Origin of the sequence: Butyrivibrio sp. WCD2001, assembly GCF_000424485.1 — a bacterium.
In the GTDB taxonomy this organism is placed as follows: Bacteria; Bacillota; Clostridia; order Lachnospirales; family Lachnospiraceae; genus Butyrivibrio.
Map to the genome: position 1 here is coordinate 1 of NZ_AUJZ01000015.1, position 24,267 is coordinate 24,267.

Annotated in this window: 18 protein-coding genes; 17 read left to right on the top strand and 1 reads right to left on the bottom strand. The window is 42.3% G+C overall.

The genetic code is table 11. The features are described from left to right. Positions 1-375 precede the first annotated feature (375 nt). The 17 genes from G630_RS0112850 to G630_RS0112940 all read left to right on the top strand — a co-directional run bounded on the left by G630_RS0112850 (position 376) and on the right by G630_RS0112940 (position 23,141). A complete protein-coding gene (locus G630_RS0112850) occupies positions 376-819 on the top strand; it encodes a hypothetical protein (RefSeq protein ID WP_026498808.1) in 444 nt (147 codons plus the stop codon). A 77-nt stretch (positions 820-896) separates the two neighbouring features. Then, positions 897-1,730: a tyrosine-protein phosphatase gene (locus tag G630_RS0112855; RefSeq protein ID WP_026498809.1), complete on the top strand. Its 834-nt coding sequence runs from the start codon at positions 897-899 to the stop codon at positions 1,728-1,730. 16 nt (positions 1,731-1,746) lie between these two features. Next, positions 1,747-2,226: a DNA-deoxyinosine glycosylase gene (locus tag G630_RS0112860; protein ID WP_044959300.1), complete on the top strand. Its 480-nt coding sequence runs from the start codon at positions 1,747-1,749 to the stop codon at positions 2,224-2,226. 44 nt (positions 2,227-2,270) lie between these two features. Next, positions 2,271-3,455: a MerR family transcriptional regulator gene (locus G630_RS0112865; protein WP_026498811.1), complete on the top strand. Its 1,185-nt coding sequence runs from the start codon at positions 2,271-2,273 to the stop codon at positions 3,453-3,455. 134 nt (positions 3,456-3,589) lie between these two features. Further along, positions 3,590-4,165: a hypothetical protein gene (locus G630_RS0112875; protein ID WP_044959302.1), complete on the top strand. Its 576-nt coding sequence runs from the start codon at positions 3,590-3,592 to the stop codon at positions 4,163-4,165. Positions 4,166-4,322: 157 nt separating this feature from the next. Beyond that, positions 4,323-6,275, top strand: coding sequence for a beta-L-arabinofuranosidase domain-containing protein (locus tag G630_RS21825; RefSeq protein ID WP_044959316.1), 1,953 nt, complete (start codon positions 4,323-4,325; stop codon positions 6,273-6,275). Between the two features lie 130 nt (positions 6,276-6,405). Next, positions 6,406-7,725: a leucine-rich repeat protein gene (locus G630_RS0112885; RefSeq protein ID WP_026498813.1), complete on the top strand. Its 1,320-nt coding sequence runs from the start codon at positions 6,406-6,408 to the stop codon at positions 7,723-7,725. A gap of 36 nt (positions 7,726-7,761) precedes the next feature. Further along, the gene (locus tag G630_RS0112890; protein ID WP_026498814.1) at positions 7,762-9,039 is read left to right on the top strand and encodes a leucine-rich repeat protein; all 1,278 of its coding nucleotides are present in this window, start codon (positions 7,762-7,764) and stop codon (positions 9,037-9,039) included. A gap of 321 nt (positions 9,040-9,360) precedes the next feature. Then, entirely contained in the window at positions 9,361-10,746 is a 1,386-nt protein-coding gene (locus G630_RS0112895) for a uracil-xanthine permease family protein (RefSeq protein WP_026498815.1), read from the top strand. Positions 10,747-10,864: 118 nt separating this feature from the next. Beyond that, positions 10,865-12,343 (top strand): polyphosphate:AMP phosphotransferase, encoded by a 1,479-nt coding sequence (pap, locus tag G630_RS0112900; RefSeq protein WP_026498816.1) that lies wholly within the window; start codon positions 10,865-10,867, stop codon positions 12,341-12,343. A gap of 249 nt (positions 12,344-12,592) precedes the next feature. Continuing rightward, positions 12,593-15,148 (top strand): beta-mannosidase, encoded by a 2,556-nt coding sequence (locus G630_RS0112905; RefSeq protein ID WP_026498817.1) that lies wholly within the window; start codon positions 12,593-12,595, stop codon positions 15,146-15,148. A 383-nt stretch (positions 15,149-15,531) separates the two neighbouring features. Continuing rightward, positions 15,532-16,884, top strand: a complete 1,353-nt coding sequence (locus G630_RS0112910) for an MATE family efflux transporter (RefSeq protein WP_026498818.1) — start codon at positions 15,532-15,534, stop codon at positions 16,882-16,884. 126 nt (positions 16,885-17,010) lie between these two features. Then, positions 17,011-17,997 (top strand): diaminopimelate dehydrogenase, encoded by a 987-nt coding sequence (locus G630_RS0112915; protein WP_026498819.1) that lies wholly within the window; start codon positions 17,011-17,013, stop codon positions 17,995-17,997. A gap of 188 nt (positions 17,998-18,185) precedes the next feature. After that, positions 18,186-19,283: a glycosyltransferase family 1 protein gene (locus tag G630_RS0112925; protein WP_081667931.1), complete on the top strand. Its 1,098-nt coding sequence runs from the start codon at positions 18,186-18,188 to the stop codon at positions 19,281-19,283. A gap of 60 nt (positions 19,284-19,343) precedes the next feature. Then, entirely contained in the window at positions 19,344-20,462 is a 1,119-nt protein-coding gene (locus G630_RS0112930) for a glycosyltransferase (protein WP_026498821.1), read from the top strand. Then, complete coding sequence (locus G630_RS21830; protein WP_044959304.1) at positions 20,434-21,423, top strand: helix-turn-helix transcriptional regulator; 990 nt, start codon at positions 20,434-20,436, stop codon at positions 21,421-21,423. The genes G630_RS0112930 and G630_RS21830 overlap by 29 nt, the downstream gene beginning before the upstream one ends. Before the next feature lie 59 nt (positions 21,424-21,482). Then, on the top strand, positions 21,483-23,141 hold the full coding sequence (locus G630_RS0112940) for a SulP family inorganic anion transporter (RefSeq protein ID WP_026498822.1): 1,659 nt from the start codon (positions 21,483-21,485) through the stop codon (positions 23,139-23,141). 106 nt (positions 23,142-23,247) lie between these two features. Here G630_RS0112940 and G630_RS0112945 read toward each other — a convergent pair whose 3' ends face one another. Further along, positions 23,248-24,108, bottom strand: coding sequence for a YitT family protein (locus G630_RS0112945; protein WP_026498823.1), 861 nt, complete (start codon positions 24,106-24,108; stop codon positions 23,248-23,250). Positions 24,109-24,267: the final 159 nt, after the last annotated feature.

Genomic DNA, 24,267 nt, shown 5'->3' on the forward strand with positions numbered 1-24,267 from the left:
CTGATGGAACTGGAGATTGTTTAGGACAGAGTTGTAGAAACCTGGTGTAATCGGATTGTTTTCTTCGACGTAAAGGGTTATCATTGTCTTGCATGTTTTCGTACACTTCTGTGTACGGAGTTGCTAAGGCAGGATACCAAACTTTGGTCGGGGAGGGATCCTGCCTTTTATTGTCAGTAACTTTCCCATGATAACACAAAAGGCATGGCATTAAATAATCTGGCGTATTATGCACCAGAATAAATAAGTCCACACCTTTAAATAAAGTGATTCAAAAACAGAATTTAGAATGCAGGTAAAGTAACAAACAACAATTACAGCAGGATTAAGGAAGATTTTTTATTCAAGAAAGAGCTTTTTAGTCATATTGAGGATATGAAAGGATACTTTAAGGGTATCACATATACTCCAAGTCATGGAGATTATACTTCATGTCAATTAATATGCGATGGAGATCATGTAAAGGCAGTAATAGACTTTACCTCAGCGGCAAAGCTGCCAGCAATATGGGAGATAATGAGGTCATATATACAGGCCGGAGCTTGCCGCAATGGAGAAGCCTTTGATACCACAGACTTTGCACTGTATGTGAAGGAATATATGAAGTATGCTAAGCTTACAAAAAGAGATTTGGAAGCTATGCCATATGTTTATCTGTTTCAACTATCACGTAGTGCTTATGGGTATGAGGAATATCTGATATCTAAAACAGAGAATAGAGAAGCTTTGCTGGATTTTGCTTTTTGGCGCACGGATATTTGCAGAGAAGTTTATAGGAAAGCAGATGCAATATCAAAGGCTTTATTACATTTAATTTAAAGGCGGATGCAATATCCGGTGCTTTTTACAGCTAATATAAAAAAGGGAGTATTGTTGGAGGAAGGGGAATTATATTCATGGCATCAAGCATTATACATTTGGCGGTCACAAATGAACTTACTAAAAGATGCGAATTCAAAGATGAGGGAAGACTTAAGTTTGGGGCGATTCTTCCGGATGCAGGAAATGGAAATGCAAGTCATTTAAAGAAGACTACCTGGGGATATAATAAGAGGGTTTATGACTTTGAACGTTTCAGGTCTGAATATGGAGAGAAGATAAAGATAGATGATCTGTATCTGGGCTATTATCTGCATCTTGTTCAGGATATTTGTTACAGGCATTTTGTTTTTGATAAGTATAAGTGGAATCCGACGATTCCGGGAAATGTTGAGAAGCTTCATAAGGATTATTCAATTATAAATTTCTATGTTGCTTCGCATTATGGGCTTAGTAATGACATTGAGGCACCTGCTGATTTTAACAGCGAGGAGATTACGAAGCTTTGTCCTTTTGATATAGCAAGACTCATGAAATCTATGGCTAAGTATTTTATTCCGGTGCCGGATGAGGATATTTTCTTTTTCACAAAAGAGATGGCGGATGAGTTTATATCAGAGGCGGTGGAGCTGTGCCTTAAGGAGCTGAAGGCTCTGGAAAATGGAGAGGCCTTAATCGGAAGCTACGATAATGCATGGGATAACATGCCATATTCACTACTGGAAACTACCCTGAATACAAGAGATTTAGGCGAATACAGGATTGATGAAGGGGGCAATTCAGGCAATAAAGAACGCTATACCAAATACGGCAGAATTATTCGAAGTGATGCTGCGATTACTCCGTCTGAAAAGGATATCGCATTTTTGAAAAGCTCTAATATTACAACAATTGTAGAAAAAGCATCTTAGGTTGGAGGCTGATAAAATGGTTATTCATCCAATTGAGCCGGTTTTTAATAGTGAATCAAGAGTACTGATTCTTGGAAGCTTTCCATCTGTGAAATCAAGAGAAGCTATGTTTTTCTATGGGCATCCGCAAAACAGATTCTGGAAGGTTATAGCCGCGTTATATGGTGAACAGGTTCCGGGGACTGTAGAGGAAAAGAGAGCACTTTTACTAAGGAATCATTTAGCAGTTTGGGATGTTATAGCACAGTGCGATATTGAAGGATCAGCGGATTCGACGATAAAGAATGTTGTGGCAAATGATTTGTCTGTGATTCTTGATAAGGCTGATATTAAAGCGATTTTTGTTAATGGGAAGACGGCTGAAAAATATTATAAGAAGTATATCGAAGGAAAAATAAACAGAAAGGCAATTTGCCTTCCTTCAACGAGTCCGGCGAATGCAGCATGGAGTATAGAGCGGCTGTTGGAGGAATGGCGTGTGATTTTGGAATATTGAGGGGACTAACATCATACAGTAATACTTGAAAAGGAGAGGGAAGTATGGAAAAGAGGATGACATCCGGGGAGATTGCCAAACAGGCTGGGGTGTCGCAGAAGGCGCTTCGTATATATGATGAGAAGGGACTTCTTAAGCCTGTTGGGTATTCTGAGGGGAATTACAAGCTCTATGATAAAAATTCTTTAATAATTCTGGAAAAGATTGTTGCACTAAAGCACATCGGTTTTAGCCTAGAGGAGATAAAGAGCAACCTTGAAAATGATAATCTGAGTTCGATAAGAGATATCCTGGAAAATCAGCTCGAGATGATGAACAAGAAAATATATGAGCTGCAGAAATCGGCTAAATGCATTGAGGCGTCCCTCGCAAGACTTAATGAGAATCCTGACTGGGACGATATCGCGGATATCATCAAGAAGATGGAAATGAGTCAGGGTGCTGATGAGCGAAGATGGTATGCTGCAAATCATGCTGCGGACGGAATTGAGTGGTATGAGAAGATATTCGACTCGCTGGATTTTACAGAAGAGGATACCGTCCTGGATCTTGGCTGCAGTTACGGTCTTTTGTGGAGAAAGAACTGGGAGCGTATTCCGGCAAAACTGTTAGTGGACGGATATGACATTCACGGAAACTGGGCTGACGATTTTTATGAATATCTTCATGAAAATCGCGGCACTTTACCGGGAGAAGCTGATATACAGGTGATTTTCAGTAACCTGGAAAAGGAAGAGACCTGGGAGAAAATAGCAAAGAAAAAGTATTCTAAGATTGTTGCGCATTATCTTCTTTCTTATCTTAATGATAAAGAGGCTTTCATCCAAAATGTGGCAAAGGTTCTTGCGCCCGGCGGTATGTTTTCCGTGAACTTCTACAGCGAGGACAATAAGGAATATGATTTCTGGGAAAAGACAATTGCGGATATCGGACTGGACATATCTTTTGCCATAAAAAGGAGAGCTGAGCGAAGAGATTTGGCGGCGGATTTTGTAAATCTCCTGTCTGAAAACTTTGATAAGGTTGAGATCGTGTTGCTTCCATGCCCGCTTTCTTTTGACAATGCTGAGGATTTATTTGAAAGACTCCTTAGAAAGTACCCTGACAGCAGGAAATACCTTGAAGATAAGAAAGAAATAATATTGAAGTATTTTGATGAAAAGCTATTGCGGGGCGCTTCTGTCACAGTGGATATGGAAGGTACATTCTATCATTGCTATGGTGTATAATTTTATATAATGATCGTACTTAGTATGATTATGTTTATAATATTGCAGTTTACTCCCGGAGGCGGAGATGACACAGAGGAGACAACTCAGACCGAAGAAACTGTAGATTACGATTTTTAATAGAAAGTGAGCACATGAAAAACAAGAAAATTGCAGTATTTTTTCCGGGGATAGGATATCACAACGATAAACCGCTTTTGTATTATGCAAGGAAGCTGGCGGCTGAGGCGGGATACGAAGATTGTAAAAATATAAACTATACAAGTAAGCCGAAGAAGATTCGCGGTGATAAGGAAAAGATGAAGGAGTCCTTCGAGACACTTTATCGGGAAGCAGATGAAGCTCTTCGTGGTATCCGCTTCGATGATTATGATGATATTCTTTTTATATCAAAGAGCATAGGAACAGCTATCGCAGTTTCATATTGCGAGAAGAAAGCTGTTAAAAATGTAAGGCATATTCTGTATACACCTTTGGAAGAGACTTTTAACGTGATAAAGGAACCGGAAAAACTGAATGCAATAGCATTTATCGGCTCGGCAGATCCGTGGAGTGATCCGCTTAAGGTAGTGGATATGGCAGAGGGTTATGGTATTCCCATTCATCTATATGAAGGCGCAAATCATTCGCTCGAGACAGATGATACGTTAAACAATATTCGAATTCTGGAGGATGTCATGGAGAAGAGTAAATCCTGGATTAATTCATGACAATTTCAAGCGACATTCTGTGCACATCAGACATAAGCAAAATGTCAGAAAAAATAAGCAATAATCGAATAGAAAGGAAGGGTTAAACCTTTTATATTTTAAGTGTGTCAGGCATGTTGGCAGGCACACTTATTTCTTTTCAGAAGGAGGAGATAGCATGAAAAATACCTGGACTTTAGTGGAACACAGAGCGGTAAAGGTTACTGATAAATATTATGATGAGGCACTTCATATCGATGTGAAGAATATGCTCACACTTGATGCAGACAGACTTCTTGCGGGCTTTAGGGAAACTGCGGCGATAATTGCAGGGATGGACGATGAAGCTAAGAAGGAATTTATGAAGGGTAAAGAGCGCTATGGCGGCAGCTGGGAAAATTCTCTTATTGGCGGCCATACCCTTGGACACTATATTACAGCTCTCGCTCAGGCAGTGGGGAACCCCGGACTTTCGGAAGCGGAAAAAAAGGACGTGGATGCAAGGCTTGACTACATCCTTGATGCTTTGATGGAATGTCAGAAGCTTACAGAAGGAAGTCAGTATGAGGGATATATTTTCGGATCCGATTTTCCTACAAAAGAGTTCTCGGATAATGTACTCCTGCAGTTCGATAACGTTGAAAAAGGGCTAAGCGACCTGTTCACACAGGCCTGGGTTCCGTGGTATACGATGCACAAGATTCTGACGGGATTGAACGCTGCCTTCATCATAGCAAGGAAGGAGACGGCGCTGAAGCTTGCGAACAATCTGGGACTCTGGATTGCAAAAAGAACCGAGGGGTGGTCGGAAGAGACCAATAAAACAGTTCTTAGTATTGAATACGGCGGAATGAATGACTGCCTCTATGAGCTTTTCGTTATAAACAGGGAGCTTAAAGAGAAGGGAAATGCTCTCGCCATCGAAGATCTGAAGAGAATATTTGATGCGGCGCACAGATTTGATGAGACAGAGCTGTTTGAGAAGATACTTTCGGGAAAAGAGAATGTTCTTGATAATACTCACGCCAACACGACGATTCCCAAGTTTATAGGGGCGCTTGCGAGATACGAAGCGGATACTTCGCAGGCGAAGTATCTTGAATATGCCGAGAGCTTCTTTGATATGGTGGTTAGTAAGCATACTTATGTTACAGGCGGAAACAGTGAGAACGAGCACTTCGGAAAAGATTATGTCCTTGATGCAGAGAGAACCCATGTAAATAATGAGACCTGCAATACCTATAACATGCTGAAGTTTGCAAGACGACTTTTTGCGGTTACAGGTAAAAAGAAGTATCTCGATTATTCTGAGAGAACACTTATAAATGCAATAATGGCATCGCAGAATCACGAGACCGGATTTACCACATATTTCCAGCCGATGGCGACAGGTTATCACAAGGTGTTTAATACCCTTGACGGTAACTTCTGGTGCTGCACCGGAACCGGATATGAGAACTTCACGAAGCTTCAGAGAGGAATTTACTATAGGGCAGCAGGCAAGATGCTTGTGTCAATTTATCTCGCATCAGAGCTTACAACTGATGATTATAAGCTCATTCAGGAGTGCGACCTCACCAAATCGGAGCAGGTGAAAATTATAATTACGCCTAACCAGGGTAAAAACATTGAAGATGATTTATGGCTTAGAATCCCGGAGTGGGTAGCAGATATGCCGAGGATTACTCTTAATGGAAAAGATGTCGATGCAGGCGTTCATCAGGAAGAGAAGGATTTCATTGTGATCTCAAAGGAAATTCTATCATCAGGAGGAGAACTCGTGCTGGAGCTTCCTATGGGACTTCATTATGAAAATCTCCCCGACGGAAAGACCACCTATGCATTTTTATACGGACCATATCTTCTCTCAGCAAGACTTGGGACAGCGAAGATGAAAACAAAGTCTCACGGAGTGCAGGTATCGGTTCCTGCAGAGAGAGCTGTGGAATCGGATGAGATAAAGCTCACGGATGCGGGGTCCGTGGATGATTTCCTTTCAAATATTGAGAGATATCTGGTGAAAAGGCAGGATGAGATGGAGTTCGACCTTAGAGGAACTGACCGTAACCTTGTATTTACTACGCACTACAATCAATACAGGGAGTGCTATGGAATATATTGGAAATTCTGAATTACTTTCTGCTTTTCAATATATATTGACGCGTTAGTTTCCCGGCTCTATCATGTTATTACAGCAATCAGTAAAAATGCTGTTTTGGGGGATTGAAAGACAAAAAATTGGAAAAATGGGGTGTTCTTTGATGAAAAGATTTTATTTTGCAATGATTACCATAATAATGGTCGTTGCGGCATTTAATCTTAGGTCTATCGATGCAAAGGCGGAAATTCTGGTTCCATCAGGGAAATATGTCTCTATTTTTCATCTAAAGGATGGAGATGTTTTTTATAAAGAGAGTGACAGTGAACCACTGATTTACAGAGTAATAAAAGCAAAGAAAAAGAAAAATGATCCTATCGAAATCGAAATTCTTGGCCTTGATCCCAATCCTGATCGTGTGGATTATTTCGGTGAAAAATATGATGCTGATAAATATATTAATATTAGATATGATAGCTCAGATTTAGAAGATTGGGGACCATACAGAGTTGTAGGAATAGCTGATAATGCATTTAAGGGGGATACGAATATTCGGAGCTTTTTTACTTTTGGGGGCTCCTATTTTAGATACATCGGTAAAAGTGCGTTTGAAGGATGTGCTAATTTTCAGGACTTTTCAGACAACCGAAAAGGGCTAACCACTATCAAGAGCAGAGCGTTCTGCGATTGCCCTTTGCTGGATAACATTTATTTAACTGATGATTCTTTAGAGAAGGTAGGTAAAGACGCCTTTAAAAACACTAGTCAGACCATCAGGGTTATTACATACAACATGAGCACCAAAAAGGCATCGAAGATTAACAAGCTTTTCAAAAAGGCCGGTGCAAACGATATTTACTTCAAGATGGACACGCCTAAAAAAGAAAAGGTTAAAACAAAGATACCGAATGAATCCGATTATGTGAAAAAGCTTCCTAAGGGAGCGACATTTTCGGATGACTATTATTCATATAGGGTGTTGAAATCAGCTTCAAAAAACAAGCGCGGTGAAGTAGAGGTTACAGGATTTAGTCCATCTCCCCGATATCCTGAAATGAGCTGGGTTGATCCATGGGAATATGTCGATGACATCGGCTACGAATGCTATGACATTGTTGGGATAGCAGACAATGCATTTAAGGGGAATCAGAAAATAAAATCTGTTTCAACTGATAATAAGATCAGGTATGTGGGCAAGAGTGCATTTGAAGACTGTACCGGAATTGAGGATGTTTATTTTTTTCATGCCAAAAACCTTTCTACAATAAAAGCAAGAGCTTTTTGTGGATGCACATCTCTGAAAAAAATGTGGCTGAGGGAAAACAACCTAAAGAAAGTGGGTAAAGATGCATTCCTTGATACTCCCTCGAAGATAGAGATCGAGGTTGATAAAATTGGTGCAAAAAAGATAACAAAAATAAAACAACTTTTTAGGAATGCAGGAGTGAGAAAGCTGATTATAACCAAACCTTATCATTTATAAGTGGGAGAAAATTTGAGGTAAAGGGGAAAGAAGAGTATGAAAAAGTTAATTTTACATTTGGCTGCTGTGTTTTTCATCATGGGTATGTTTAATATTGGGAGTATACAGTCCAGGGCTTACTATGATAATTATTACAAAGTTCCTAAAGGAGGGGAATTTGTATATGAGGGCTTTGTCTATAGAGTTGTAAAACCGATAAAAAATCCTGATTCATTTAAGAAATTCAGAATCGGTGAAGTTGAGCTTGCCGGTTTTGATCCTGCATGTGCCGATAAGTATACATTGGAAAATCCTAGCATTGTAGGCACGATTGAAGAAGATCTGCCTTATGATTTTGTGGGGATTGCGGATGATGCATTCAAGGGGAATACAAACATTCGCAGTTTCGGTGCTTATGGATGCACCAATTTCAGATATGTAGGAAAAAGTGCTTTTGAAGGATGTACAAAGTTAGAGGATTTTAGTACTAACCGTAAGGGACTTGCTACTATCGGTGATAGAGCGTTTTATGGCTGTGAGTCCTTGAACGAGGTCTATTTTACGGATGACTCGTTAAAGAGTGTAGGTACAGATGCCTTTGCAAATACAAGCCAGATAATAAGAGTCTATACCTACGATATGAGTACAAAGCATGCATCGAAGATAAACAAGCTTCTGAAAAAAGCCGGTGCGAAAGATGTCTATTTCATAATGGATACTCCCAAGAAGGAAAAGACAAAAACAAAGATTCCCACTGCTTCGGATTTCATGAAAAAGCTTTCAAAAGGGGAGACATTTGTATCCGGATCACTTTCGTACAGGGTAGTAAAAACTGCTACAAAGAAGCAGAGGGGTGAAGTTGAAGTCATAGGATTTAATTCATCTGCAAGTCAGGAGGATATGGAGCGTTTTGATCCATGGAATTATGTTGATGAGATCGGCTATGAGTGCTACGACGTAGTCGGAATAGCAGATAATGCATTTAAAGGAAATCAATATATCAAAGATTGCTGGATTAATGAGACTAAAATCAAGTATATAGGCAAGAGCGCTTTTGAAGGATGCACCCAGCTTGAAGATGTTAACATCATATGGTCTAAGGACTTCTCTGCGATTAAGGCGAGGGCGTTCTATGGATGCTCATCCTTAAAGGAAATGGGCATTCATGTAAATACTGTAAAGAAAGTGGGCAAGGATGCTTTTGCAGGTACTCCATCAAAGATAAAAGTTGAAGTTGAAAATATGAATTCAAAGGAGATATCAAATCTGAAGCAAATGCTTAAAAAGGCCGGAATGGAAAAGGCCCGTTATTCCCACTGTAAACGAATTGCTTAATTCATATGGTGGGTGGGGACGAGTGTCTGTTGTCGCACAGGCGTGCTGCACTCCTGAAAAATACGTTCACGACTAAAAACAGTTAATTCAGGATATGAAATGAACCCGTTATATACCGGAACAATCACGCCTATGATCGCGATGGCGCTGTATGATAAGCTTACCGGTAGAGCAGAAAACCGATCAGAAAAAAATGCAAATTCGTTCTGATGAAATTCTTTTATTGTTGACATGGACATGCTATAATCAATAGGGCTTTTGGGTGATCCCCAAAGGCCTTTTTATTTTGTAATGTGTTTTTATTTAACGGAGGAGAAGGTAATGGGAGAAAAACGACAGGCTATTTATGACGCGTCAACTCTTGGTAAGTCCAAAATGCTTATTCTTGGACTTCAGCACATGTTTGCTATGTTTGGGGCAACGATTTTGGTACCGATTCTGGTAAACAGCTATTTTCACGGTGAGGGACTTTCGGTTCAGGTTACATTGTTCTTTGCGGGAGTAGGAACGCTGCTGTTCCATCTTTTTGCTAAGTTCAAGGTTCCGGCATTTCTTGGTTCTTCTTTTGCATTTCTTGGCGGCTTTGCTACTATCGCAGAGCTCAATACAGGTAAATTCGCAAATATGACTTACGGAGAGAAGCTTCCCTATGCTTGCGGCGGAATTGTTGTTGCAGGTCTTATGTATCTTCTGTTATCTCTTTTCATTAAACTTGTGGGAGTTAAGAAGGTAATGCATTTCCTTCCTCCGGTTGTTACAGGTCCGATCATCATCTGCATCGGTTTGTCACTTGCTCCTTCAGCAGTTAGCAATGCATCGGTTAATCCGCTCCTTGCTGTGATCGCACTTGCGATTGTAATCATCTTCAATATCTGGGGAAAAGGAATCTGGAAGATCGTTCCGATTCTCATGGGTGTAGTTATTTCTTATCTTGTTGCTGTAGTAATGCATCTTGCAGGAATGACCAATCTTGACGGTAGTGCAATCCTTGATTTTGCACCTATCGCATCTGCAAGCTTTGTGGGACTTCCGCCTTTCCTTTTTGCGAAGTTCGACATCACTGCAATCCTTGTTATGGCGCCTATTGCTATCGCTACAATGATGGAGCACGTTGGTGATATTTCCGCTATATCCGCTACAACAGGTCAGAACTTCCTCGAGGAGCCCGGCCTTCACAGAACTCTCTGGGGTGACGGTCTTGCTACAGCTCTTGCAGGAATGTTTGGCGGCCCTGCGAACACAACCTACGGCGAGAACACCGGTGTTCTTGAGCTTTCCAAGGTATATGATCCCAAGGTAGTAAGAATCGCTGCCGTTTATGCGATTGTTGTAAGCTTTATTCCCAAGGTTGCAGATGTAATCGGTACAATGCCTACAGCCATCATCGGCGGTATAAGCTTCGTTCTTTACGGAATGATCTCAGCGATCGGTGTTAGAAATGTGGTTGAGAATAAGGTTGACTTCACAAAGTCAAGAAACCTTATCGTGGCAGCAGTAATCCTTGTTACAGGACTTGGTTTTTCAAACGGACTTACCTTTACTGTTGGTGGAACATCCATCACTCTTACATCACTTGCTCTTGCAGCTATTTTCGGAATCGCACTCAATGCTATTCTTCCCGGAAATGACTACAACTTCGGTGAGAATCTTAAGGGCGATATCAACCGCGGCGTAAGTTTCAACAATACTGAAAAGGAAGTTGGCTGATTCGGAAAACCGATAATAATTAAACTTTTCTAAACACGTTTTGTGACGCACCGTATGTGGTATCATTACCATATATGGTGCGTTTTACTATGCAGACCACTTAGCGAGGGGGTTAATTATGTTAAAGGATTTTATTGTTTCTGAGATGCCGGAAGAGGAAGAACTGAAAGCAAAGCTTAAGGAAGAGCGTGCAAAGCTCTCCGCTTCGCAGATGAAGATCAAGGAGGCGGGACTTCCCGTAATGGTTCTGTTTGAGGGCTGGAATGCTGCCGGAAAGGGAGCCGTAATCGGCAAGGTTATAAGAAATATTGATCCCAGATTTTTCAAGGTGGCAACGCTGGACCGCGCTCCGAGCGAGGAAGAGAAGCGCTATCCGTTTTTATACAGATATATTAAGGAGATTCCGGAGGCAGGAAAGTTCAGGTTCTTCGACACCTGCTGGATGGAAGAGATTGTGGACGGTGTCCTTCAGGGCAAGACGGATGAGGATACCTATACAAAGCGTGTGCACTCCATAAATACTATGGAGAGGCAGCTCTGCGACAACGGATATCTTGTGGTGAAGTTTTTCATGAATATATCCAAGAAGGAGCAGAAGAAGAGACTTGATGCGCTGCTTGGAGATAAGGATACCAGCTGGCGCGTAACGGATGCCGATATTAAGCAGAACAAGCAGTATGACAAGATAGAGGAGGTCTATGATAAGTATCTTTGTGATACCAATCAGTCAAGGACGCCATGGTACATCATAGACGCTTCAGATAAGAAGTGGGCTGAGCTGCAGGTTTTGCAGTTCCTTAATCAGGGGATAGATATTGCGCTTAAGAACCATGCGCTGAATGTTCCGATTTTGCAGAACACCTTCCCGATGGAGAAGGTTCAGAAGCTGTCGGATATTGATCTTGCCGGTAAGTTCCTGACAGATGAGGAATATGATCTCGAACTAAAGAAGCTGCAGAAGGAGCTGAAGGATCTTGGCAATAAGGTATACAGGAAGAAGATTCCGGTAATTATCGCCTATGAGGGCTGGGATGCTGCCGGTAAGGGCGGAAATATCAAGAGAATTACAGCGGCTCTTGATCCAAGGGACTATGTGGTTGAGCCGATTGCGAGCCCGGAGCCCCACGAGAAGGCAAGGCATTATCTATGGAGATTCTGGACCAGACTTCCGAAGACCGGCCATGTAACGATTTTTGACAGGACCTGGTACGGACGCGTAATGGTTGAGAGACTCGAGGGATTCTGCTCTGAAAATGACTGGCAGAGGGCCTACAACGAGATCAATGAGTTTGAAAAGGAGCTCTCCGATTGGGGTGCGGTGATCATCAAGTTTTGGGTTCAGATTGACAAGGATACTCAGCTTGCGCGCTTTACAGACAGACAGAACACTCCGGAGAAACAGTGGAAGATAACGGATGAGGACTGGAGAAACCGCGAAAAGTGGGATCTCTATGAGGGCGCCATCGATGAGATGATTGCTAAGACCAGTACGACCTTCGCTCCGTGGTATGTTCTTGAATCTGTAGACAAGAAATATGCGAGAATTAAAGCCCTTAAGATCGTGATAAGGGAGATAAAGAAAGCACTTAAGGGGTGAGCGTTTTCTCATATAATAAGTTAATAAACAGTGCAAAACGGCCTTCTCTCAGAAGTGGGAGAAGGCTTATTTTTGTGAGGGTTTTTGCGGACTAAAAAGGCTTAAAAACTTTTCGTAAATGTGCTTTAAAAATGTCTGTGCAGGCTTTAGAATTATATTATTCTGACAATTAAATTGTTGGGATGGGGCCGGAATTCAAGGGATTTTTGGCTTCGAAAATTTCAATTTGAGAAGGAGATAGGATTGGGAATGGTTACAACAAAGCTTGATAAAAACTGGAAGCTTCACAAGGTAGGGGATGCGAAGCTGATAAATGCGGTGGTTCCTGGAACGGTTTACACCGACCTCCTCAGAGAAGGGGAGATGGAGGATCCTTTTTTCAAGGACAATGAGGATAAGGCGCTGGCACTCATGGACAGCGACTATGAGTATGTCTGCAATTTTGGTAAGCCCGCTGAAGCCGAAGGGTCTGATGTAGTGGTGCTTCACTGCGACGGTCTTGATACTCTTGCGGATTTATATCTTAACGGAACGCTTCTTGGTAATGTCAACAACATGCACAGAACCTGGGAATTCGATATAAAGGAGCTCCTTAAGGATGAGAATGAGCTGAAGGTTTATTTTCATTCTCCGACAAAGTTCATAAAGGAAGCCTATGAGAGTAGGGAACTTCCTTCAAAGGGAAGTGAAGATGCGATGCAGGGCTTTACATATCTTCGTAAGGCGCACTGCATGTTTGGTTGGGACTGGGGCGCACACCTTCCGGATGCGGGTATTTTCAGACCGATAACAATTCAGTGCTTTAATAAGGCAAGGCTTGAATCTGTGCTTATTACTCAGAATCATGAGAATGTGAAGATCGATAAGGACGGAAATGAGAGCGGAAGCGTTGGACTTCGCATAAAGCCGGAGATCACTTCTGCGGATGAGATTTTCAGATTCAGAGAAAAGAGCGATGTGTCAGGCTATGCCATCAACATGGGCATTGAAAGTAAAAAGTGCGATTATTCGGGTTATTCATTTGATGTTAAGGTAGTGTCTCCTTCAGGAGAGGTTACTGAGAAGAGGAGCAGCGGAGAGCTTCCGGAAGAGATAGTAATTGAGAAGCCGCAGCTTTGGTGGCCGAACGGCTATGGAAAACAGCCGCTTTATACTGTGACTGTTGTTTTAAAGGACGAAGCCGGAAACCAGCTTGATACCTGGGAGAGAAAGATCGGACTTCGCACTTGCACCGTAAGTACTGAGAAGGACGAGTGGGGAAGCGAGTTCTGCTTTGTTGTAAACGGCGTTAAGGTCTTTGCGATGGGAGCGGATTATATTCCGGAGGATCATCTGTTAGGAAGGGTTAATCCCGAGGTTACAAGAAAGCTCCTTGATAAGGCTGTTTTTGCCAACTACAACTCCATCAGAGTTTGGGGCGGCGGATACTATCCGGATGACTGGTTCTTCGATATCTGCGATGAGTACGGAATCCTGGTATGGCAGGACTTCATGTTCGCCTGCGGTGTTTACGATCTTACTCCCGATTTCGAGGAGAATATAAAGGCGGAGTTCAAGGATAATCTTCTTAGGCTTCGTCACCACGCATCTCTCGGTCTTATGTGCGGCAATAACGAGATGGAGATGTTTGTTGATTATGGCGTGTGGGTTTCCAAGAAATCCGAGAAGCGAGACTACACTATCATGTATGAGTACATTATCCCGAATATGATGAAGGAATACGCTCCGGATGTTTATTACTGGCCGGCATCACCTTCGTCAGGCGGATGCTTTGATGAACCCAATGATGAAAACCGAGGAGATGTGCATTACTGGGAGGTTTGGCATGGCAACCAGCCCTTCTCAGAGTACAGGAAATTCTATTTCAGATTCCTTTCGGAGTTTGGATTCCAGTCCTTCCCTGCAGAGAAGACGGTTGAGAGCTTCACCGATGATCCTGCGGATAAGAACGTCTTTTCATATATAATGGAGAGACACCAGAGGAACGGAGCTGCAAACGGTAAGATTATGAACTATATGCAGCAAACTTACCTGTATCCGAACGATTTTTCAACAGTTATATATGCATCCCAGATGCTTCAGGCGGATGCAATCAGATACGGCGTCGAGCACTTCAGAAGAAACAGAGGCCGCTGCATGGGCGCGGTTGTATGGCAGTTCAATGACTGCTGGCCGGTAGCATCCTGGGCGAGTGTCGACTACAACGGAAGACTCAAGGCTCTTCACTATGCAGAGAAGAGGTTCTTTGCGCCTATCCTTGTTTCCTGTCAGGAGGAGGGCGAGATGACCTGCGGAGTTCCGCTCAACTGGCTGCCGAGAGAGGTAAAGCAGGAGGCAGTGTTCAATGTGGCGAACGAGACAAGAAAAGCGATAAAGGCTACAGTTAAGTGGCAGCTAAGAAACGCTAAAGCTGAGGTTATAAGAGAGGGCAGCGAAGTTCTTGATGTTCCTGCACTTACAAGCGTTTGGACTTCTAAGGTCACCTTCGAGGATGCTGGCAGATTCAATAATTATGTGAGCTATCAGGCTGAGGTTGACGGCAAGGTGGTTTCATCAGGCACTGTCATCTTCACAATGCCTAAGTACTTTAAGTATGAGAACCCGAACCTTGTGGCAAAGGTAGATGGCAATAAGATTACTGTTAAGGCTGATGCTTATGCAAGAGGCGTTGAGATTCTCAATGAGAATGAGGATCTGGTGCTTTCAGATAACTATTTCGACATGAACGCCGGAGAGATTACTGTGGAGGTTCTGTCCGGTGATGCTTCAAAGCTCAGACTTAGAAGTGTGTATGATATAAGATAATAGAACTGAGGCTGCCGTATAGCAGCCTCAGTTCAGTTTATAATATAGAATGTTAGGAAATTCAATAAACATTAGTATGACATTTACATGAATAATCAAAAAAGATTATATGTAACATTTGTTTGAATAGGAAATGAACAAAAAGATAGAAAAATATTAAGACATTCTTAATATTTTAGATGATTTCAAAAATTAGAGTGCATTTGGTAAAAAAGCGGTTGAATTATCAGAATTTAATGATATATTACTAGTATAATTTTTATAAATAGCTATGAAAAACATAAAATGTTTATAAGAATTGCACAAAATAGTATAGAAAGGGGTAAGTAAAGTTGCTTTACTTATGAGGGTGTAGAAGTAATTAGCAGGGGAACTAATCTGAAATGAAGACTATAGATATGACAGAAGGAAAAATAGCAACTAAGCTAACAAAATTCGCTATTCCATTAATAGCCGGTAATATACTGCAGCAGATGTATGTGTTTTTCGATACGCTGTTTGTGGGTAGATATATAGGAACAAATGGATTGGCGGCATTGGGAACTGTTGAATGGATTGTTTTCATAATAATCAGTGGAGCCCAGGGCTTTACTCAGGGATTTTCAATAGATATAGCACAAAGTGCAGGAAAAAAAGATAGGAAGACATTAGAGGAGGCAATTGAAGGATCAATAAATGTATGCGTGTTACTGTCAATAACAATAACAGTAGTTGGTTTGATTTTGGGCAAAGGTCTTTTGAGGTTATTAAATACACCGGATGAAATTATTGGTTTATCCTGGAGTTATTTGAGAATTCTCATACTGGGAATTGCCATAACGACTTTTTATAATATGTTTTCTGGAATATTAAGATCATATGGTAACAGCGTTACCCCTTTAAATGCTTTGATTCTATCTTCTATTGTAAATATTATTTTGGATTTTCTGTTTATTTACTATTTTAAGTTAGGAGTAGTGGGAGCTGCAGTTGCGACATTGCTGGCACAGTTAAGTTCTTTGATTTATTGTACCAAGTATGTTGTGAAGATTTTTGGGGATGATAAGCTGCATTTTTCATTTAACGTAAATCCAAGAAAAATGTATGAGTTGATCAAGCTCGGAGTCCCGTTATGCTTCCAAAACATAGTGATCGGTATTGGAGGAGTAGCAGTTCAAGCTGTCATAAATACATATGGAGCGGTATTTATAGCTGGTTACACTGCAGCGAATAAACTATATGGTCTGTTAGAAATAGGAGCATGGGGCCTGAATGGAGCAGTTGGAACGTTTGTAGGACAAAATAAAGGCGCGAACAATTATCGAAGAGTAAACAAAGGATTTAGGATATCAGTAGTTATGGCAATTGTGATGGGGGCATTTATGTCTGGAATCATGTTGGGACTGGGAGAGCCAATACTACGCCTGTTCTTAGAACAAGAAGGCACCGTAAATATGAGCACCATAACGATTGGTAAAGAATTTTTAAACTTCTTAGCTGCCTTTTTTCCTTTGCTTTATATTTTGTATGTGCTTTATGCAGTTGTGCAGGGAATGGGAAATACGTTTATGTCTATGATATCAAGCTTTGCTCAATTGTTTATGCGAATCGCATGTGCATATTTATTAACTAGCAAAATAGGATATTATGGATTTTTTGTTGGCGAAGTTATGGCATGGGTAGGATCCAATTTGATGTTGTACCTAGCATATAGAATAAAAATGAAGAAGTGGAGGTTGGAATGTTATGCCGAATAAAATAGATATTTATAAATAATAACAGCTAGAACAAACATTTCAAATGGTTAAAAATGAGGGTGGTTTTTTGCATGTATTTCAGAGTATAATGCCTTTTAAGAGTTTTTGCATACGGAAGGAGGAAGTATGAGCACTAGAATCGGTATTATCGGATATGGAAATCTTGGTAAGGGGGTAGAACTCGCAGTTAAGGCAGCGCCTGATATGGAACTTGTTGCTGTTTTCACTAGAAGAGATCCCGCTTCATTATCAATAAAGACAGCAGGCGTACCTGTTGTATCTGTTAAGGACGTTGCAGATTGGAAGGATAAGGTTGATGTTATGATCCTTTGTGGTGGTAGCGCAACAGATCTTCCTGAGCAGACACCTGAGTTTGGTAAGCTTTTCAATGTAGTAGACAGTTTTGACACACACGCAAGAATTCCTGAGCACTTCGCTAACGTGGATAAGGCAGCTAAGGAAGCAGGCAAGGTTGCAGTTATCTCATGCGGTTGGGATCCCGGAATGTTCTCACTTGCAAGAGTGTATTCAAATGCTATACTTCCTGACGGAAATGACTATACATTCTGGGGAAAAGGCGTATCCCAGGGACATTCAGATGCCATCAGAAGAATCGCAGGCGTTAAAAATGCTAAGCAGTACACAATTCCTGTAGAGAGCGCACTTGAAGCTGTTAGAAGCGGCAAGAACCCTGAGCTCACAACAAGAGACAAGCACACAAGAGAGTGCTTCGTAGTTCTTGAGGATGGCGCTGATGCAGCAAAGGTAGAGAAGGAGATCAAGGAGATGCCCAACTACTTTGCTGATTATGATACAACAGTTCATTTCATCAGTGAGGAAGAGCTTCTTACAAACCACAGCGGAATGGCTCACGGTGGCTTCGTATTCAGAAGCGGTAAGACAGGCGCTGATAAGGAGCACAACCACATCATCGAGTACAGCTTAAAGCTTGATTCAAACCCTGAGTTCACAACAAGCGTACTTGTAGCTGTTGCAAGAGCTGCATTCAGAATGCAGAAGGAAGGCCAGACAGGCTGCAAGACAATGCTTGATATTCCTCCGGCATATCTTTCAGATAAGAGTGGCGAGGAGCTTAGAGCACACTTACTTTAATATGAATGTCTGGCGGGTGGGTACGTTACACCTCATCCGTCAGCTTCGCTGACACCTTCCCCTCAAGGGGAAGGCTTTTTTTATTCTCTTCATGAGTCTGTTTGATTCCAATACACTTTTTCTTTACGAGTCTGTTTGATTCCAATACACTTTTTCTTTACGAGTCCGTTTTATGGTACAATAAAAACATGAAAAAGATTAAAGTTCTTCACATCGTGGGGGCGATGTATCCCGGTGGAATGGAAAATTTCATAATGAATATCTATGAAAACATAGACAGGGAGAAGTTCTGTTTTGATTTTGCGGTTCACAGTATGAAGGAAAATGACTATGAGCCGAGGATCAGGGAGCTTGGCGGGAAGGTGTTTTTACTGCCGAGAATGACAGGACATCCCATGGATAATCTGGCCAAGCTCAGGAAGATTGTCAATGAGGAAGAGTATGACATTGTGATAAGGCACACTGCCAATGCTCTTGTTGCGCCGCAGCTTTGGGCAGCCAAGAAGGAAAAGGCGATAACTGTTTGCCATTCCCACAATGAGACAGATCCGAAGAAGTTTGTGCATTTTCTTTTCAGACCTATGCTGGTGAGCAATGCGGATATAAGGCTTGCCTGTTCCGAAAATGCCGGAAAATGGATGTATGGAAGTAAGGACTTTCGGATAATAAATAACGCGATCGATTTAAACAAGTTCGAGTTTAAGGAAGAAAAGAAGCAGAAAGTAGTAGATGAGTTCCATCTTGAAGGAAAGCATATCTACGGGCATATTGCAAATTATATTGCTTCGAAGAATCACTCGTTTTTGATGGATATATTCTCGGAAATCGCAAAGCTGGATGATAAGGCTGTGCTCATATGCCTCGGAGAGGGTGAGCTTAAGGCTGAGACAGAGCAAAAAGCGCGTGAGCTCGGAATTTCCGAAAAAGTGATTTTTACAGGAATCAGGCATGATGCGCAGAATTTTATGTCTGCTTTTGAGACGATGATATTCCCTTCGTTCTTCGAAGGGCTTCCGCTTACTCTTGTTGAGGCGCAGGTAGCAGGCCTTCCGATTTTGATGGCGGATACGATTACCGATAAGGTGATAGTGACGAAGGGACTTGTAGAAGCCAAGGCGCTGGATGATGGTGCTGAGAGCTGGGCGAAGCGCGCAGTCGAAATTAGGGTGAAGAGTGAAGGATCAGATCGGAGCTGCCAGAGGGAGAGTATTCGGGAGCACGGGTATGATCTGGAGCAGCTTGTTGCTTGGTATGAAGAGTTCTTGGAAAGTGTTGTGAGGGAGTGACCCCTCATCCGGCGCTTCGCGCCACCTTCCCCCCAAGGGGAAGGCATAAAGGAAGATGGTATGAAGATTATTTTTCATTTAAACAGCATGGGAAGGGGAGGTGCTGAGCACGTAGTCAGCATCCTTGCCAGGAAGTTCTCGGAGGCAGGGCACGAGGTAATCGTGGCGACGCAGTGGTTTTCCGAGAATGAGTATGAGCTGGGTGAAAAAGTAAAGAGAATATCGGTGGGACTTACCGAGACAGATGATGGCAAGAGCCGCATAAGCAAGGCGTTTCTTAGGCTTTCAAGACTCAGGGAGTGTTTTAAGAGGGAGAAGCCGGACCTTGTTATATCCTTTTGCGCTAAGGCTAACTTCAGGGCGGCCTTCAGTCTGTTCGGAATGAAGACACCGCTTATAGTTTCTGTAAGAAATAATCCTGTGGAGGATTATAAGGGGCATTTTATAGCCACGAAGTATATGGAAAAAAAGGCAGCAGGCTGCGTTTTTCAGACGCCTGATGCCATGAGCTTTTTCTCAAAGGGGCTTCAGAAGAGATCGAGGATTATATTTAATCCGCTGGATGAAGAGTATCTTAATATAACAAGCGATATGGTACCGGCTGCGGGTGAGAGATCCAAGAGAATCGTGAACGTCGGACGGATATCCGCTCAAAAGAATCAGCTGTTATTATTGAAGGCTTTTAGCAAGATAGCTGATAAGTATCCTGATTACACTCTGGAAATATACGGAGATTTTCAGGAGTCGGAGCTTCTTGATGAAATAACAGCTTTTATCAATGAAAAAGGCTTAAAAGAAAGGGTTTCGGTAATAGAGCCGACAAGTAAACTAAAGGAAAAGATTATGGATGCAGCGCTTTTTGTGCTTTCATCGGACTTCGAGGGAATGCCAAATTCGCTTATAGAGGCTATGGCGATGGGGATTCCATCAATATCAACCGATTGCCCCTGCGGAGGATCGAGACTTTTGATAGACAGCAGGAGATCCGGAATTCTTGTGCCCGTCAGGGATGAGGAAGCACTGGCAGCAGCGATGGACAGGGTACTTTCCGATAATGAGCTTTCAGACAAGCTTTCGCGCAATGCCATGAAGATAACAGACAGGGTTCAGCCTGACAAAATATGCAGAGAATGGGAGGAGTTTATCGATTATGCCAAAGGGAACAAATCAGAAACTTAAACTTTATTATCTCGCAAAAATTCTGTTGGAGCAGACGGATGATGAACATGGTCTCACCATGCCGGATATCCTTGAGGAACTGGACAGGTATGAGGTGAGCGCTGACAGAAAGAGCATTTACACCGATATAGAGGCTCTTAATGATATCGGCCTTGATGTTGTGGGCGAAAAGAGCGGTAAATACTTTGTCTATCACATCGGGAGCAGAAGATTTGAGCTCGCGGAGCTTAAACTCCTTGTGGATGCGATTGGCTCTTTCAAATTCATTACGGAGAAAAAATCAAATGCTCTTATTAAGAAGCTGACGACTCTTGCCAGCACCTATGAGGCAACCCAGCTGGAGAGACAGCTTGCCGTGCAGGGCAGAGTGAAGACCATGAACGAGAGCATATATTATACGGTCGATGAGATTCACAGTGCGATTTCCGAGAATAAGAAGATCAGCTTCAAATACATGACCTGGGATACGGATAAGAAGCTTGTTCCGAGGAAAGCTGAGCCATATGTGATCAGCCCTTGGCGTCTTACCTGGAATGATGAGAATTATTATCTTATCGCTTTTGATTCCGAGTCCGGCAAGATCAAGCACTACCGCGTGGATAAGATGGATAAGATAGAGATCCTTGATGAGAGAAGAGAGGGAAAAGAGCATTTTAAGGCCTTTGACCTTGCAGCCTATACAAACAGAGCTTTCGGAATGTTCGGCGGCGAGGGAACAATGGTTACTCTTACTGTCAAGGATGAGATGGTCGGCGTTATTATCGACAGGTTCGGGAAGAATATCACGATTAAGCCTTCCAAGAAAAAGGGATGGTCAGATGCGAGGGTTGAGGTTGCTGTCAGTGACCAGTTTTTCGGATGGATATTTGGACTTGGGACGTCAGTAAAAATAACCGCACCTGCTTCTGTGGTAAAAGCATACAAGACAGAGATTAATAATCTGTCAGAATTCTACAAATAGTCAATTCTTTACTATATTATTATGTGTTATAATTTTGTCGCTTTTTTAGGAGGTTTATTATGAAGAAGGACAAAATTAAACCAATGCTTTTTTCCGTGATTAAGAAATACACGAAAAAGCAATTCACCACTGATGTAATATCAGGTATCATCGTAGCTATTATTGCGCTTCCGTTGTCAATAGCCCTGGCGCTTGCTTCAGGAGTAGGCCCTGAGGAAGGTCTTTACACCGCGATCGTTGCGGGATTCATTATTTCCTTCCTCGGAGGCAGCAGGGTTCAGATAGCAGGTCCCACCGCAGCTTTCGCAACCATCGTTGCGGGAATAGTTGCAAAGGACGGAATGGAAGGTCTTATGATGGCAACCATCATAGCCGGAATTCTCCTTATTCTGATGGGATTGTTAAAACTCGGAAGTCTTATCAAATTCATTCCCTATACAATTACAACCGGTTTTACCGCGGGTATAGCAGTGACAATCCTTATCGGACAGATTAAGGATTTCCTTGGTCTTACGTACCCCAAGGGAACCGTGACAATCGAAACCACCGAGAAGCTGGAAGCCATCGTGAAGAATATCGCAACCATCAATTATCAGGCTGTGATAGTCGGAGTGGTTTGTCTTGCCATTCTTATAATATGGCCCAGATTTTTTGAAAAGATTCCCGCATCACTTATAGCTGTAATCGCCGGAATTGTTATGGTAAAATTCCTTGGACTTAAGGTTAATACCATCGGAGATCTTTACACAATTCACGCAGGTCTTCCTAAGTTCCACACACCGACCATCAGCTGGGGACTTATCAGAGGATCTTTCTCAAATGGCTTTACAATTGCAATTCTTGCAGCAATTGAATCACTGCTTTCCGCTGTGGTTGCAGACGGTATGATAGGCTCACATCACAGATCAAACATGGAGCTTATAGCACAGGGCTGCGGTAACATCGGATCCGTTCTCTTCGGAGGAATTCCCGCAACAGGTGCTATCGCAAGAACAGCTGCAAATATCAAGAACGGTGGTAGAACTCCTATCGCAGGTATTGTTCACTCAATAGTTCTTTTACTCGTTCTTGTGGTGCTTATGCCCCTCGCAGCGCTTATTCCGATGCCCACAATTGCAGCTATTTTGTTCCAGGTAGCCTACAATATGTGTCAGTGGAGACCTTTCACACATCTGTGTAAGACAGCTCCCAAGAGCGACATTATTGTCCTTGTTACAACCTTTGTCCTCACAGTAGTATTTGATCTTGTTGTAGCTATCGAAGTTGGTATGGTTCTTGCATGTCTGCTCTTCATGAAGAGAATGAGCGAGGAGTCAACGGTTCGCGGCTGGACATATATTGATCCGGACGACGCTGACGTTAACGCAGAGGATCCTGACAGTATTGACCTCAGAGTTGTTCCTAAGCACGTTCGTGTTTACGAGATTTCAGGTCCTATGTTCTTCGGAGATGCAGATGCTCTTGCGGAAATCACCACTAAGGATTTCACAAAGAGTCTTGTTATCAGAATGAGAAGTGTACCTGCCCTTGATGCGACAGCGATGCGTTCACTCGAGATGCTTTATGAAAACTGCAAGAAGAAGGGTGTTCGTCTCATTTTCTCACATGTTAACGAGCAGCCCATGAGAACAATGGAGAAGGATGGCTTCGTAGAAAGAGTTGGCCGCGAGAACTTCGCCGCCCACATAGACGAGGCCCTTGAAAAAGCCTCTCATTGATGAGTAATACGGCCCGGAGAGTAGAGCATCTGCGATTCCTATCTCGTTGCAAAAAACGCATAATCGATAGAAATCGCAGACACTCTATCCCCGGGCCTTACGTTATTTAATCCCTGGGTTTGAAGTAGAAGTTGCCCTGAACTCTGTCGGTGCGGATTGAGTTGATAAAGGCGCCGGGGTCCAGATCTTTGATGGCGGGGATGAGCTTTCTTGTGTCAGAGGCACTTACAACGGAGTAGACAACCATTTTGTTGTTGTGCTCGAAGGAACCCTCGCCGTGCATAAGCGTGGCACCGTGGTTGGCAATCTTATAGATCAGCTCGCATACCTCGGCGGGCTTGTCCGTGATAATGAAAAGAGTTTGCTGCTGGTAGGTTCTGTACATAACGTGAAGAACCTGAGTGGCAACATACTGGAAAATGATGGAATACAGAGCCTTGTCCCAACCAAAGAGAAAGCCTGCGACTGTAAGGATCACACAGTTTCCCGCAAGGATTATGGGGAAAGCATCAATACCTTTTCTCTGAGATAAAAAGATTGAGATAAAGTCGGTACCGCCGCTGGTGGCATCAACCATGAGGCAGATGGAAAGTGACACACCTGCGAAGATGCCGCCGAAAATGGCGATAAGGAGCGGATCATTGGTGATGTAAAGCTCCGGAATCATATCTACGAAGAAACCGTTTGTGAGCACCATGATCATTGAATATAATGTAAATTTTTTGCCGATATAACGAAAACCAATATAGATGGGAATGATGTTGAGCACTACGTTGATGGGCGTATACGGAATTTTCGTATTAAAATACTTAAGCGCGATACGCTGAATTATAATGGTGAGTCCCTGGGCTCCGCCCGGGTAGAGACCACCTGCGTTTACGAAGGTCTGTATGTTAAGTGCCATCAGAAAAGCAGCCAAAAGAACTACTACAAGTCTGATGCTGCCTCTCCTGAAGTCCAATTTCATAATTGAAATCTCCCTACAAAACGTGTATTTGAAATACATTACCTATAGGTTATAATACATTATTGGAGTAGTGATTTGCAAATCGGAAAATGCGAAAAAATCATGCGTTTTGCAATTATTTAAAACAAGGTTAACTATATTTTTTCAAGAATAGGAATA

What these genes read in the sequence shown, in the direction of transcription:
- G630_RS0112850 (WP_026498808.1), top strand. Translation starts at nt 376, where the DNA reads ATGAAAGGATACTTTAAGGGTATCACATATACTCCAAGTCATGGAGAT.
- G630_RS0112855 (WP_026498809.1), top strand. Translation starts at nt 897, where the DNA reads ATGGCATCAAGCATTATACATTTGGCGGTCACAAATGAACTTACTAAA.
- G630_RS0112860 (WP_044959300.1), top strand. Translation starts at nt 1,747, where the DNA reads ATGGTTATTCATCCAATTGAGCCGGTTTTTAATAGTGAATCAAGAGTA.
- G630_RS0112865 (WP_026498811.1), top strand. Translation starts at nt 2,271, where the DNA reads ATGGAAAAGAGGATGACATCCGGGGAGATTGCCAAACAGGCTGGGGTG.
- G630_RS0112875 (WP_044959302.1), top strand. Translation starts at nt 3,590, where the DNA reads ATGAAAAACAAGAAAATTGCAGTATTTTTTCCGGGGATAGGATATCAC.
- G630_RS21825 (WP_044959316.1), top strand. Translation starts at nt 4,323, where the DNA reads ATGAAAAATACCTGGACTTTAGTGGAACACAGAGCGGTAAAGGTTACT.
- G630_RS0112885 (WP_026498813.1), top strand. Translation starts at nt 6,406, where the DNA reads ATGAAAAGATTTTATTTTGCAATGATTACCATAATAATGGTCGTTGCG.
- G630_RS0112890 (WP_026498814.1), top strand. Translation starts at nt 7,762, where the DNA reads ATGAAAAAGTTAATTTTACATTTGGCTGCTGTGTTTTTCATCATGGGT.
- G630_RS0112895 (WP_026498815.1), top strand. Translation starts at nt 9,361, where the DNA reads ATGGGAGAAAAACGACAGGCTATTTATGACGCGTCAACTCTTGGTAAG.
- pap (WP_026498816.1), top strand. Translation starts at nt 10,865, where the DNA reads ATGTTAAAGGATTTTATTGTTTCTGAGATGCCGGAAGAGGAAGAACTG.
- G630_RS0112905 (WP_026498817.1), top strand. Translation starts at nt 12,593, where the DNA reads ATGGTTACAACAAAGCTTGATAAAAACTGGAAGCTTCACAAGGTAGGG.
- G630_RS0112910 (WP_026498818.1), top strand. Translation starts at nt 15,532, where the DNA reads ATGAAGACTATAGATATGACAGAAGGAAAAATAGCAACTAAGCTAACA.
- G630_RS0112915 (WP_026498819.1), top strand. Translation starts at nt 17,011, where the DNA reads ATGAGCACTAGAATCGGTATTATCGGATATGGAAATCTTGGTAAGGGG.
- G630_RS0112925 (WP_081667931.1), top strand. Translation starts at nt 18,186, where the DNA reads ATGAAAAAGATTAAAGTTCTTCACATCGTGGGGGCGATGTATCCCGGT.
- G630_RS0112930 (WP_026498821.1), top strand. Translation starts at nt 19,344, where the DNA reads ATGAAGATTATTTTTCATTTAAACAGCATGGGAAGGGGAGGTGCTGAG.
- G630_RS21830 (WP_044959304.1), top strand. Translation starts at nt 20,434, where the DNA reads ATGCCAAAGGGAACAAATCAGAAACTTAAACTTTATTATCTCGCAAAA.
- G630_RS0112940 (WP_026498822.1), top strand. Translation starts at nt 21,483, where the DNA reads ATGAAGAAGGACAAAATTAAACCAATGCTTTTTTCCGTGATTAAGAAA.
- G630_RS0112945 (WP_026498823.1), bottom strand. Translation starts at nt 24,108, where the DNA reads ATGAAATTGGACTTCAGGAGAGGCAGCATCAGACTTGTAGTAGTTCTT.